This window comes from Mucilaginibacter sp. 3215 (assembly GCF_050433785.1).
Taxonomy (GTDB): domain Bacteria; phylum Bacteroidota; class Bacteroidia; order Sphingobacteriales; family Sphingobacteriaceae; genus Mucilaginibacter.
Genome location: NZ_JBNPWO010000003.1, coordinates 359,340 through 373,149, shown reverse-complemented (window position 1 = coordinate 373,149; position 13,810 = coordinate 359,340). Strand labels below are relative to the sequence as shown.

9 protein-coding genes are annotated in these 13,810 nt (G+C 42.9%); 4 read left to right on the top strand and 5 right to left on the bottom strand.

Translation table 11 applies throughout. From position 1 onward, the window contains the following. Window positions 1-31: 31 nt before the first annotated feature. From ABIC84_RS08035 to ABIC84_RS08015, 5 genes are all read right to left on the bottom strand, one after another. Window positions 32-874: a hypothetical protein gene (locus tag ABIC84_RS08035; RefSeq protein ID WP_426581080.1), complete on the bottom strand. Its 843-nt coding sequence runs from the start codon at window positions 872-874 to the stop codon at window positions 32-34. A 68-nt stretch (window positions 875-942) separates the two neighbouring features. After that, the gene (locus ABIC84_RS08030) at window positions 943-1,524 is read right to left on the bottom strand and encodes a cupin domain-containing protein (protein ID WP_429263236.1); all 582 of its coding nucleotides are present in this window, start codon (window positions 1,522-1,524) and stop codon (window positions 943-945) included. A gap of 281 nt (window positions 1,525-1,805) precedes the next feature. After that, complete coding sequence (locus ABIC84_RS08025; RefSeq protein ID WP_090532015.1) at window positions 1,806-1,985, bottom strand: histone H1; 180 nt, start codon at window positions 1,983-1,985, stop codon at window positions 1,806-1,808. Between the two features lie 154 nt (window positions 1,986-2,139). Further along, window positions 2,140-4,542, bottom strand: coding sequence for a glycoside hydrolase family 127 protein (locus ABIC84_RS08020; protein ID WP_429263235.1), 2,403 nt, complete (start codon window positions 4,540-4,542; stop codon window positions 2,140-2,142). 27 nt (window positions 4,543-4,569) lie between these two features. Beyond that, a complete protein-coding gene (locus tag ABIC84_RS08015) occupies window positions 4,570-6,939 on the bottom strand; it encodes a beta-L-arabinofuranosidase domain-containing protein (RefSeq protein WP_429263234.1) in 2,370 nt (789 codons plus the stop codon). Window positions 6,940-7,286: 347 nt separating this feature from the next. Here ABIC84_RS08015 and ABIC84_RS08010 point away from each other — a divergent pair, with 347 nt between their 5' ends. The 4 genes from ABIC84_RS08010 to ABIC84_RS07995 all read left to right on the top strand — a co-directional run bounded on the left by ABIC84_RS08010 (window position 7,287) and on the right by ABIC84_RS07995 (window position 13,808). Next, the gene (locus ABIC84_RS08010) at window positions 7,287-10,316 is read left to right on the top strand and encodes a SusC/RagA family TonB-linked outer membrane protein (RefSeq protein WP_426581072.1); all 3,030 of its coding nucleotides are present in this window, start codon (window positions 7,287-7,289) and stop codon (window positions 10,314-10,316) included. A 25-nt stretch (window positions 10,317-10,341) separates the two neighbouring features. Continuing rightward, the gene (locus ABIC84_RS08005; protein ID WP_426581070.1) at window positions 10,342-11,739 is read left to right on the top strand and encodes a SusD/RagB family nutrient-binding outer membrane lipoprotein; all 1,398 of its coding nucleotides are present in this window, start codon (window positions 10,342-10,344) and stop codon (window positions 11,737-11,739) included. Between the two features lie 122 nt (window positions 11,740-11,861). Beyond that, entirely contained in the window at window positions 11,862-12,800 is a 939-nt protein-coding gene (locus ABIC84_RS08000) for a dihydrodipicolinate synthase family protein (RefSeq protein WP_426581068.1), read from the top strand. A gap of 6 nt (window positions 12,801-12,806) precedes the next feature. Beyond that, on the top strand, window positions 12,807-13,808 hold the full coding sequence (locus tag ABIC84_RS07995) for a 4-hydroxyproline epimerase (RefSeq protein WP_429263233.1): 1,002 nt from the start codon (window positions 12,807-12,809) through the stop codon (window positions 13,806-13,808). Window positions 13,809-13,810: the final 2 nt, after the last annotated feature.

The following is a 13,810-nucleotide window of genomic DNA, read 5'->3' as shown; positions in this document are numbered from 1 at the left end:
AGCAGCTCCCTTTTTTTATATTACAATTTAGCTAATCAGCTTTAGCATGCTTTAACAGGTGTATACCAATGAGGTATGGCATTATAAAAGGAATGGCGGGTATAGCAACAAGAAAACCGGCGGTGCCGAATGGCTCGGGCCAGTAGGATGGTAATAAAACCAGCACCATGCCGATTAAACCGAAGATGATATAATACCGGCAGGCAACCGGATTAAAAAGCCCGGCGACTTTAAGTGAAACGGCAAAAAATACGGTGCCAAGGTACATCAGTAATACTTCGGCTATACTGATCACATAAAATAAACTTTTTATCGGTCCATGCAAGTCAGGACGTTTTGTGCCGCCTAATTTTATGAAAACCCTGAATGCGTCTGTGAAGTAATATCCCCAAAATGCCATATTAATAATAAATAGCGGCACTGCAAGATTGATCGCTGCCGAGGCCATTACCGAATATAGATTTTCGCCTGCCGCCTGTAATTTTACTTTCAATAATGCAGAACCCAGCGCGAATAAAATACCGCCGGCAATGAGTATAGTATACCGGATCTGCTGCTCGGCAGCTGAATTAACCCAACCTTGCAAGGTTGCAGGAGGTGGCCCCATCCCCGCGAAAATGGAAAATAATAGCCAGGGTGCAAATAGTAATAAAGCTGTGATTACCTGCTTCTTTATCTCCTGGTTATTGTTTCGGAGTTGATAGCCACCTAAATGCCACGTTGCTGCTACCATTAAACAGGCGTTAACAACCCAGATTGGCAAATAAATTTTATAACTCACATGGCCTATCCCAAATCCTATAGCTACCACTGCCAAAGGTATAAGGCATAAGTAAACCAGGCTCAGTTTTTGTTTAAAAGCAAGCCACTTCATGATAAGTAAAAAGGTATATAAATTAACATCAGAAATAAATTATTTGGTAAAAATGATGGTTGGGCCGGCTAAAACTTTTTATAGTAATCAAGCGGGGGGCCTACACGTTCAAAGCCATGTTGCTTTCTGAATGCATCAAGCTCGGCTTCGGATTTACCTTTCATCAAACCATCGCTCAGTGCCTGGAAACACGCTTCCATTTTACCGGCCGGCTGAAAGGTAATCAGCATTTTAGCCGGCGCGCCATCTCCTATTTTAGTAAAAGTATGCGGAACGCCCCGCGGTCCAAATACACTGTCGCCGGGTTTGGTGTGAAATAGCTGATCGCCTACTTTAATTTGAAATTCACCTTCTAAAATATACCACCATTCGTCCTGTTCATAATGTACATGCAGGTTAGGCCCGCCTTTTTTAACCCGGGTTGATTCATAAACATACATATCACCATCAGTATCCCTGGTTGAAACTTTGGTATAGAAAGTATCGCCATCAAATAAGTGCATTGGATTTTGAGCGCGATCAGCTCCTGCATCGGTTTTACAGCCTTTCTTTTCCCTGGTTTTGAATAGGTTATTGGCAACTCCATCAAATGGAATGGCTAAAAATGTGGCAGCGCCCATCAAAGCGCGTACAAATGTATTCCGTTTCATATCGGGTTGTTTTGATTATGAATGTTTTTTCAGAAGGTTTACAAAGAAAGATCGGCGGGAGTGAAAATACTTTTGAGTTTGTTACAAATACTTTCTGGTTCGTTACATTTTAAACCTGTGTGTCGGGCAGTAGGTAGTACTTGCTATGCCTTGTTGTGCTTTAGGCAGTTCGCCGGCGTGGAAAAACCCAAGCGAGTGATTGAAATGGCAGTGGCATCGAAAAAAAAAGCGGGTACATGGAAAACCAGCCCCGCTTTATCTAAAAACATTTTTAACAGTGATTAAGCTGCTGCGTTTTTCTTTTCAGTAACTTCTTTACGGATATCCGTAGCTAATACTTTTAACTGTTGCATAGCGTTACGCAACCTTGTACCGGCAGCTTTGTTGCCTTTTTCATAAAAGCTTGCCGCATCAGCTTCAGCTGCTGCGATTACTTCTTTCACTTTTTCGAAATTTATCATTTTTTTATTTTTTAAGGCCGCAAATGTAGGGAATATAAGTTTATAGGTAAAATGGGCTTTTTCATACTTAAAGTATTCCGTTGCGGTGTAATTAAAATAGTAAAGCCTTTCGCATAAACGGAAAGGCTTTACTGTTATTATGGATAACGGGAGGTTATTTAACCGCCCATTCATGGATCCCGGAAGAATTATCGACCGGTAACTGGATTTCCATCCGTAAAGCTGTGGTGGCAACCGGTTCAAATGTAACCACGTTAAAACTGTCTTTACTTATGGTATAAGGTGTGGTGTTTTTCACCGGAACCCACTGGCCATCTTTTTTATACAGGATTTTGTACGATACCGGGATGCGGCAGCCACCCCATGGGCCGTCATCGTACCAGTAAACTTTTGATTCACTAACGGTGTGTTCAGTATCAAAATCATACTGTACAAACTCATTGGTGTTTTTGGCCGGCCACCAGTGCAGGTAGGGGTAGTTGGTATCTTTGGAATCGGCAGGTTCATACTGGTCTTTTATGGCAGCAAACATCCGTACATTTTTTAACGAAGCGCTTACTTTGCTGGTGCTGGCAATGGTAGGCGCAGGTTTTGGGCGCACTGCCGAAGCTTCATATGGAATCCAAACGGTCATTTCGCTTGGCCCGCGATTGGCCCAGGCATAGTAGGGGATAGCCTTCACCATCTGGTCGGTTTGTAAAATGCTGTCGGTTTTTAGCTGGCGTTTGGCGCTTTTTCCTTCGGCACTGATTACATCAACGCCATTGAGCAGATCTGCGTGATAGTTGGCATCGGCGATGGCATTTTTATCAATCAATATGTTTTGTACCAGGCTGTCCTTATTATCAGGGCCTTCAAGGCAATAAACAATAGGGCCGCGCTCGAAGGCAAATCTGCCGCGGTCATCTTTAACCTGTTGATTGGCCAATACCTTTTCGGTTTCCATCGGTAATAAAAGTGAAACCTTATCACCTTTTTTCCAGGTGCGTTTTAACACGGCGTAGCCTTTTTCTGTTTCAAATGATTTTGCCTGCCCGTTGATCATCAATGTAAGCGGGAAAGACTTCTTATCCATGAAGGTATACAGATCGCCTGGTACAGGTTGTTGTTTTGCCCAGCCCGGAATGCGTACCCTTAAAGTAAATTCGCCGGCTTTATCGGGGTTAACGGTAATGTCAACCCTGCCTTTCCAGGGGTAATCGGTTTGTTGTACAATGTTTACATTGCCCTCAGTAAGTTTGATATTACTTGAGTTGCTCATGAACAGGTTAATGTAGAGGTCGTTTTTATTTTTGGCATAAACGTAACCCGGCAATGAGGGTAAAAAGCGGGTCATGTTGCTGATACAACAGGCACAACTGATCCATGCGCTTCGTTGATGCTGGAACATGGAAGCGAGCGGGTTGGGATAAAAGAACCTGTTACCGCTTAATGATACGCCTGATAATAAACCATTGTAAAGTGTACGTTCCAACACGTCGATGTATTTTGAATCGCCATGCAGCAAAAACATCCTGTTATTCCAGTAAACGTTACCAATAGCCGCGCAGGTTTCGGCATAGGCCGACATATTAGGCAATTGATATGCTTCCCCAAAAGCCTCACCTGCTCCGGTTGCCCCGATGCCGCCGGTGATGTATAATTTCTTGGTTACTACATCACTCCAGATATCGTCAATGGCCGCCAGATATTTGGTATTACCTGTTAGTGCGGCTATATCGGCCATACCGGTGTACATATAAGCAGCCCTTACCGCGTGGCCTTCGGCTTCATGCTGGTCAACCACTTTTTTATCGGCCTGGTTGTAAGCATCGCCTTTTGGCCCGCGTACATCTAAAAAGAATTTGGCCAGGTCAAGGTATTGCTTGTTGCCGGTAACCCGGTACATTTTTGATAAGCCGATCTCCACAATCTGGTGGCCCGGATATTCCTCAATTTTGCCCGGTCCAAAAGTTTTAACCAGCAGGTCAGCATTTTTTATGGCAATGTTGAGCAGTGTGCGCTTACCGGTTGCCTGGTAATGTGCTACAGCGGCTTCATAAAGGTGGCCTGCGTTATATAGCTCATGACTTAGGTCTTCTTCCTTTTCCCAGCGTTTGGAACCTATCCACTCATGAGGCTTTTTAGCGTTAACAGTCCTGAAAGTGTATAGATAGCCATCCGGCTCCTGGGCCGCGCCGATAATGGAGATAAGGCTATCAATGGATTTATCAAGCTGCGGGTTCCTTTTATTCTGCATGGAATAGGATGCACCTTCAATGGCCTTATATACGTCTGTATCATCAAACGGAAATTCACTTAACTTGTCGCCATCCAATTTTTTTGCCGCACGTAAAAAGTTATCCATACGCCCATTGGCTTTGCATTGCGCCAGTACATACGGAATGGTAACGGTGGCATTTACTTCCATCTTGGGCTGCCAGAAGTTGTCGTTCACGTGTACGCTGGTAAAGGCAACCGGTTGGATGGGGTAATCTTTTTGCTGTGCCAATACCGGGCTTGTAAGTGCTGCCCATGAAAGGGCAAGCACACCGGCGGCCTTTTGTTTATTGATCATGATATTCAAGTTCTTTTACTTTTAAAATTAGTTTTTAACCATCCGGCTGCCGTAAACCGGGCCTGCACTGTTTTCTTTTTGCGGCAGCAGTTTTACAGTTACTTTTTGTTTGCCTTTTGTCAGTTCAATAGGCAAGTTGTAGCTGATATCGTAAAAACGGCTCTCTTTATATTGGTTCAAATCTTCAGAAGCCAATTTAACGCCATCAATTAGGATATCAAATTTTCTGCCGCGGTTGTCCATGCCCCAGTAGCTGTTAATCAGCGTATTTTGTGCATTGGCGTCAACCTTCATTTCGTATTGCAGAAAGCCTCCGTTCTCTGTCGACCGCCATTTCTTTTGGTGATCTTCGCCGGTAGTGGCGTTTTCACTGCTGAAGTTATGATCGCGCTCGGGCTGCATTTCGCCTACACGTAAAATGTCCATGGTGCGGGCTTCCAGTTCCTGTTGTTTTTTCCTTTGCTCATCATAAGCTTTTTGCTGTACAATCCAGGCCTGTGGTGTAAATACGTCCCAATAAACAGAATAGTATTGATTTTGGGTTTGATTAAAAGGAATCAAAGTAACTTCCTCAGGTTTTGAAATATTTACCGTGCGAAAGCTCAACTGTTTTTTATCAACCATTTGCAGCCATTGGTTAGGATCAGTTTCGCTTGTCACAAACACCGGAACGCCTTTTAGCGGATCAGGCTCAGTATTACCTAAAACACCGGCAAGTAATACCGGGCCGTAAAACACGGCGCGCCTGTTGGCATTATCGGGCATGGCTTCGGTATAAAGCTTTTCGGGCGTGGCAAACTCAATTTTATCGTTGTTGCTCCATTTGCGGTGTAACACAATATATCCTTGATCATCAGTTGTTGCATTTTGAGTTTTTCCGTTAATGCTGATGGTTGGGTTGGCAGTCCATTTTGGTTTACGGATGCGGATAGCCATGGTAAGCGGCTTTTTGGTGTTCACCGTAAATGTGATGTGATCGTCATTAGGGAAACTGCTTTGCTGCTTCACCGATAAACCTTTTGATTCCCAGTTAAGTACTGAGGGTATAAACAGGTTTACATATAAGCTGCCATCGGCACCTTTAAAATAAATGCTTTCGTTGTATTTAACATGGTTTTCCATGCCCGAACCAACGCAGCAGGTAAAATCATCAAACGGAGTGCTGTAATGCTTGGTGCCACCCATACGCAGTGGTACAAAGTAGCACATCATACCATCAGTGTGGTTTTGCGAGGCGAGGACGTGGTTATACAGCGCTTTCTCGTAGTAATCCATCAGCATGGCCGAAGGCTCAACCGCAAACAAATGCCGGGTTAATTTCAGCATGTTGTAGGTATTGCAGGTTTCGGTAGTGTTTTCTGTTAGTTTATCATTAAGCTTGTCTGCGTCGCTCAGGTATTCATAATTGCTGTTACCTCCTGTTGCATAGGAATGGTGGTTAACAATGGTTTCCCAAAAAAAATCGGCTATGGCCTTATCTTTTTTATCGCCGGTAAGCTCATATCTGCGTGCACTGGCTATTATCTTAGGGATTTGGGTGTTTGAATGCTTGCCCGGCAGTATATCCTGTTTTTGAGATAACGGATCGAGGATCTTTTTATCATAAAATTTGTACGATAGTTCCAGGTATTTTTTATCGCCATTGATAGCGTAAAGGTTAGTTAATGTTTCTGCCATACCTCCATATTCACACAGCAGCATTTTTTGCAGTTTCTCGTCATCAAGGTTTTTGATGGTTTCGCCTGTCCAGTTGGCCATACCTTTGCATACTTTTAAGGCTTCGGCATTATTGCAATATAAATAGGCATCGAGCAAACCGGCCATAATCTTATGCACGGTATACCAGGGCGACCAGCCACCGTTTAAATCGAAACCCCGTGAACGGATATCGCCCTTGGCAACTTCTGCCCAAATGGTGTCTTCTTTAGGGATAGCACCCACGTACCCGGTTTTACGGGCTATCTGGCATTCATCAAGTTCTTTAACTATATAATTTACGCGCTTTAAAAATTCAGGATCGCGGGTTGACGCGTAATGCATGGAAATAGCCGACAGGTAATGCCCCAAGGTGTGGCCAGCCAGACCTGATGATTCCCAGCCTTCGTACATTTTACCTTTAGGTGTAAGTCCTGAGTGCGAACGGAAGGCCGAAAGCAGCCTGTTTGGTTCTATAGATAATAAGTAAGCAGCATCAACCTCCATCGCTTTCTTAAAAGGGCTTTCCAGTAATTGAACGTCCTTTAAATTAAAAGAATAGGCTTTAACCGGAACTACCGGTTTTATCTTTACCCGGGTATCGTTCAATTCGGGTACGTAGGATTGTGCCTGGATAGTTTGTGCCCCTGCTAAGCAGGCTACGAGGCATAAGTTCAATTTAAACCACTTTTTTATTAGCATGATATGTTTGTGTAACGGTAAGAATAACTTTCAACTAAATTAGTGTGCTTTGCACAATTATTTTGAATAATATTTTGCAGTTGATAGCAGGATTTTATCCGTTTTTTTAACGTGCGGATTATTTACAGTAAGTTTATTAGTGTTATTGCGAATTAACTATCAATATATTAACGTTTTAATGGCTTTTTATATAAATATAATATCAAATTAATGCTATTGTAACAGTAATGTTAAGATACGGGCAGTATTGGCAAATTTCATAAAAAAACAAGGGGCGGCTCGCGGATAGTTTTACGTGTCTGAAATACAGCATGTAATATATAGTTTTTAACCCCAAAATTTAATTTATGAAGTTTAAACAATTACTAAAGAGGTTCATTTTGCCTTTACTAAGTGTGTTTGTGTTTTGTTACAGTACATACGCGCAAACGGTAACATTAAAAGGAAAGGTAACCGACGGGAAGGGCGAGCCTATAGTTGGCGCTTCCGTTAAAATAAAAAATACAAGCGCAGGCGCTGTTACCAATGGCAGCGGTATGTTTAACCTTAACTATACCGGGCAGGGGACATTAATTGTTACTGCAATTGGTTTTACTACACAGGAAGTTAAACTTACAGGCCAGGCGCAGATTAACATAGCTTTGGCCGAAGATAACAAAGTGCTGAACGAAGTAGTTGTAACTGCACTTGGTATAAAACGCGACAAAAGGATCTTAACTTATAGCTCACAAGAGGTAAAGGCAGAATCGATAACACAATCAAAAGAGCCAAACCTGGTAAACGCGATAGCTGGTAAGGTTGCCGGTGTTCAGGTTACAAGCTCATCTGGTACACCTGGTAGTTCGGCAAGGATCGTAATCAGGGGCGGATCTTCAATTTATGGTACTAATGAGCCCTTGATGGTTATTGATGGCGTGCCTGTTGATAACTCAGAAACAGGTAACCTTAATACTGGTCCTGGTACAAGCAGGATAGCCGATATTGATCCATCAATAATTGCCAGCATGAACGTGTTGAAGGGCGCGGCAGCGACAGCCTTATATGGTTCAAAGGGCGCTAATGGGGTTGTTATCATTACTACTAAAAACGGCGCCTTGAATAAAAAACCGCTGATAACTTTTTCTTCTGATTTTTCTTATGAAAATCCTTTACTGCCACAAATCCAAAATAAATATTCATTAGGTACAAATGGAACTTACTTTAACGGCGAGGGTAGTAACAAAACAAGTACATCATGGGGCGCACGTATGGATACCTTAAAAATAAACGGACAGCCTGCAAAAGTTTATAATCAGTCCGATTTGTTTTTTAAAACGGGGCACACCTACAATAATACTGTAAACATAGGCGGTGGCGGTAGTAATTCAACCTACCTGGTATCATACTCTAATTTTAACCAGCAGGGCACGGTGCCAACAACCAAATTTTTACGTAATACGTTCTTTGCAAAATATAGCACACAGGTGCTTAAAAATCTTAATACAACGTTTCAGTTAAATTACTCTAATTCGCAAAACGACAGAATGCCTGAGGGCTATGCACTGGAAAGCCCTGTTTGGACAATTTTTACTGCGCCGGTATCATACAATCTGCAACCTTATTTAAATGCCGATGGTACACAGCGCCTTTACCGTTTTTCACGTAATAATCCATATTGGGTTTTGGACAATATCAAAAACCACTCTGGTGTTAACAGGTTTTTACCAACCTTCACTGCCGACTATAAGCCCTTATCATGGCTAACTATTACTGAAAGGTTCGGTGCTGACGTTTATACCGAAATGGACCGGTACCATGAGTCAACTCAATCGGTATCAAATCCTAATGGCAGGTTGGTTGATCAGAATCTTACTTATCGCCAGTACAATAATGATTTATTGATCAGTGCTAACAAGCAGTTTGGCAATTTCAATGTAGATGTTGTTTTGGGTAATAACCTTATCTCCACCTATAATGAAAACACTTACGCAAATGGTGTTGGGTTAACTGTACCAGGTTTGTATAATATGGCTTCTGCATCAACAGTTAGCTATAGTGAGGGATCATCATTGCAGCGAAAAGTTGGTTTTTACCTGCAATCAAATATTGAATATAAGCGGTTTCTGTTATTATCATTAACCGGCAGGTATGATGGTAACTCGGTACTTTCAATAGATCATAGCTTTTACCCATATGGTTCTGCCGCGGGCAGTTTTATATTTTCAGAGTTTTTTAGCCCTGAACTTTCAAAAGTTATGAACCTGGGTAAAGTGAGGGTTTCATATGGTACGGTAGGTAATGATGGCAGCATTGGTGCATATAGTTTGCAAACGCCTTATAACAAAGCCACCATCCGGAACCTTACTTTCCCTTACAGCCAGCAGGCTGGTTTTTTAATCAGCGATGTGCTTGGCAACCCCAATCTTAAAAACGAGCGTATCAACGAATTTGAAGCCGGTTTTGAAGCAGGATTCTTTAATAACAGGATCAGCCTTGAGGCTTCATTCTACAGCAAAAAAACCATTGATGGTATTATACCTAACGTAGCACTTGCCCCGTCAACCGGTTATTCTGCAACCAGTGTAAATTCAGCTGTGATGCGTAACAGGGGGATTGAGATACTATTAAATGTTACGCCTATAAAAAGCCGCGACTTTAACTGGGACCTCACTTTAAACTTTACCCGTAACAGGAACAAAGTGTTGTCTATTTATCAAGACCTGAAATTAATTGGCAATGGCTTTACCAATGTTATAGTTGGGCAGCCTTACGGCGTTATTTACGGTACACGTTATGCACGTAATGCGGCAGGAAAATTATTAATTGATGAGTCGGGCTTGCCATACGCTGATGATAGCCAGGGCATAGTAGGTAATATTAACCCTAACTGGCTTGGTGGTATCAATAATAATTTCAGGTATAAACAATTCAACTTTAGTTTTTTCTTTGATATCAAGCGAGGCGGCGACATCCAGAACAATGTTGATGGCTACGGCTACTTTTACGGAACACCAAAAGTTACAGAAAACCGCGGTCCCCGCGTGGTTGACGGTGTAAACGCAACTACAGGTCAGCCTAATACAATAGCTGTAAACGGCCAGGCCTACTATCAGCGCGCAAATAGCGTATTAGAGTCAGTTATTCAGGATGGCAGCTATGTTAAACTGCGTAATATTAGCTTAGGCTATACTTTAAATCCATCATGGTTAAGTAAAAGCCCTTTCAAATCGGCAACATTTAGTGTAACCGGCCGTAACCTTTGGATCCACGCACCACACTTTACCGGCGGTGATCCCGAAGTTAGCTCATTTGGCGCAGCAAACGGCTCACAGGGTATCTATTCATTCTCAACCCCAACCTCAAAGTCTGTTGATTTTAGTCTGAAAGTTACCCTATAATTTAAATCATTAATAAGAAATTGTCATGAAAAATAAATATATCACGTTAGTAACATGCGCGTTGGTAAGTTTTACGGGTTGTAAAAAATACATTGATGTAAACCACGATCCTAACAGGCCTATAGATGTTAAAGAATCTCTGATCCTTGCACCCGTTGAAGCTGCCATATCACAAAATATTACTGCCGCGGGCGGCGCCAACCTTGCTATAGTATTGCAGCAATACCTGCAGGTAATAGCTTTAAACCAGGTACCGCCAAACTTTGGTACCTACCTCATGTACCACCAGGACATGGACAGCGATTGGTACAACTTTTATACGCAGGTAATGAACAATCTTGTTTTGCTAAATAAAAAAGCTGAGGCCGATGGTAATGCAAATTACGCAGGCATATCAAAGATCCTGCTGGCTTATACACTTGGTTCAGCTACTGATGTTTGGGGCGATGTTCCGTTTTCAAAAGGTTTTCAGGGTGTAAGTAACCTTACCCCAACTTATGACAGCCAGGAATCTGTGTATGCACAAATCCAAACCCTGCTTGATAACGCCATTGCCGATATTGCCAAAAACACTACCACCGTACCTACAGGTGATGACTTTTACTATGCAGGCGATATGAGCAAATGGAAAAAGGCAGCTTATACCTTAAAGGCACGTTATTACATGCACCTAACCAAAGCTCCGGGGCATACAGCTGCTGCACAGGCACAGCTGGCGCTTACTGCTCTTGAAAATGGCATGGTAAGTAATGATGATGATATGAAAATGCCTTTTACCGGCGGTGCTGGCGCCGAAAACCCATGGCAGCAGAACTTCCTGCCTGGCTCAACACTTGTATTAGCTTCAACATTTGTTGATGGTTTTGCAGCCCGGAAAGATCCCCGCGTATCAAAAATGGTAGCTCCGGCAATTGAAGGTGGGTTATATACCGGAAGGGTAATTGGCTCAGAAGATATTGGCAGTTTGGAATCATACTCTTTGGGTGGGGCTTTTTATGCAAGCGCAAGCTCAAATAACTATATTGTTACTTACTCCGAAGCGTTATTTTTAAAAGCCGAAGCTACATTTGTATTATCAGGAGCAACTGCGGCGCAACCGGTTTATTTGCTTGCTGTTAAATCGCACATGTCAAAATTGGGTATTGCTGATGCTGATGTAAATACTTATTTAGCTTCAAGAGGAACATTGACCAGTGCCAATGCCATGCAGCTTATTATTGAAGAAAAGGTTATAGCTAACTTCCTGTCGATGGAGAACTATACCGATTGGAGGCGTACAGGCTATCCGGCCTTAACCAAAGTAAAAAATGCATTGTCGGATATTCCGCGCAGGGTGTTGTATCCGCAGTCGGAAATGACCTCAAACCCGCAGCCGGTACAAAGCGCTAAGCTTACCGACAGGGTTTGGTGGGATGCACAATAGGCATTATTTAGCAGGCACTTTGCCGGTAAGTGACATTATAGGTTAAAATACGGTTAGTGTCTGCTAAATTGTTAAATAAACGATAATAAGTACTATCTTAATTTTGTGAAAAATAATATACAATGATAACTTTTGATTGGAAAGGCGTACTCCCTGCAGTAACTACTAAATTTACAGATAATGACGAACTTGATTTTGATGCTTTTGATATAAACTTGAACGCCCAGCTTGAGGCCGGTGTTGACGGATTTATATTAGGCGGCTCATTAGGCGAAGCAAGCGTTTTAAGCGACGACGAAAAATTCGCGCTGCTTGCCCACACCGTTGAGTTTGTTAAAGGAAAAGTTCCGGTTATATTAAACATAGCCGAGCAAACCACTAAAGCGGCTGTTGCTTATGCTCAAAAAGCATTTGATAAAGGTGCCGACGGCCTGATGTTGCTGCCGCCTATGCGTTATAATAGCGAAGCCCGCGAAACCGTTGCTTACCTTACAACTATTGCAAAAAGTACCGAACTGCCGATCATGATCTACAATAACCCTGTTGATTATAAGATTGAGGTTACTTTAGATATGTTTGAACAACTTGCTGCTTATGATAATATCCAGGCGGTAAAAGAATCAACCCGCGATGTATCAAACGTTACCCGTATGATCAACCGTTTTGGCGAAAGGTTCAAGATCTTTACCGGTGTTGATCCCCTGGCTATGGAAAGTCTTGTGATGGGCGCTGATGGTTGGGTTGCCGGTTTGGTTGACGCTTTCCCTAAAGAAACTGTTGCTATTTACCGTTTGGTTAAAGCAAAAAGGTATGATGAGGCTTTGGCCATTTACCGTTGGTTTTTACCTGTGCTTGAGCTGGATATCCACCCTAAATTGGTGCAATACATTAAACTGGCCGAGGTTGCAACCGGTATAGGTACCGAAAATGTACGTGCGCCACGTTTGCCGTTAATTGGTGCTGAGCGCGAAAAAGTTCAAAAAATTATTAATGATGCACTTGCTGCAAGGCCCGAATTGCCTGTTGGAAGCTGGGGTAAATTGACTGAGGTAGCGTTATAATTGCATATGGCAAGTAAAACTTTCTTTTGTGTTGATGCACACACCTGCGGTAATCCCGTAAGGTTGGTGGCCGGCGGCGGCCCAACGCTAAAAGGCGACAACATGAGCCAGAAACGTCAGCACTTTTTAAAGGAGTACGACTGGATCAGGACGGGCCTGATGTTTGAACCCCGCGGTCATGATATGATGTCGGGCAGTATCCTGTATCCGCCTCATGACCCGGAAAATGACATTGCTGTTTTGTTTATCGAAACAAGCGGCTGTTTGCCAATGTGCGGTCACGGAACTATCGGCACAATTACCATAGCTATTGAGGAAGGGTTGATCCAACCTAAAACTCCGGGTATTGTACGCATGGAAGCACCTGCCGGGCTTGTATTGATTGAGTACAAGCAGGAGGGCAAAAAGGTAACTTCGGTAAAACTCAGAAATGTGGCCGCATATCTTGCTGCGACTGATTTAGAGGTTGAGTGCCCTGACCTTGGCACACTTACTATCGACGTTTCGTATGGTGGTAACTATTACGCCATTGTTGATCCTCAGCCTAATTTTAAAGGCATCGAGCATTATACAGCTGGTCAACTGATTGCCTGGAGCCAGGTGTTGCGTAAACGTATTAACGAAAAATACCAGTTTGTGCATCCACAGGATCCTACAATTAATACCTGTACACATATCCTTTGGGCGGGTGCTACACTATCTGAAGATGCTACTGCACGTAACGCCGTGTTTTACGGTGATAAAGCTATCGACAGGTCGCCTTGCGGAACCGGTACTTCGGCCCGTATGGCGCAGTGGTTTGCCAAAGGTAAATTGAAAGTAGGTGAGTCTTTTATTCATGAAAGCATCATAGGCAGTAAATTTACCGGCAGGGTTGAGGACGTGGTGAAGATCAATGATATCGACGCCATTATACCAAGTGTAGAAGGCTGGGCTAAAGTTTATGGCTACAATACCATCAAAATAGATGATGACGATCCGTATGCTCATGGTTTCCATGTGATATAGCG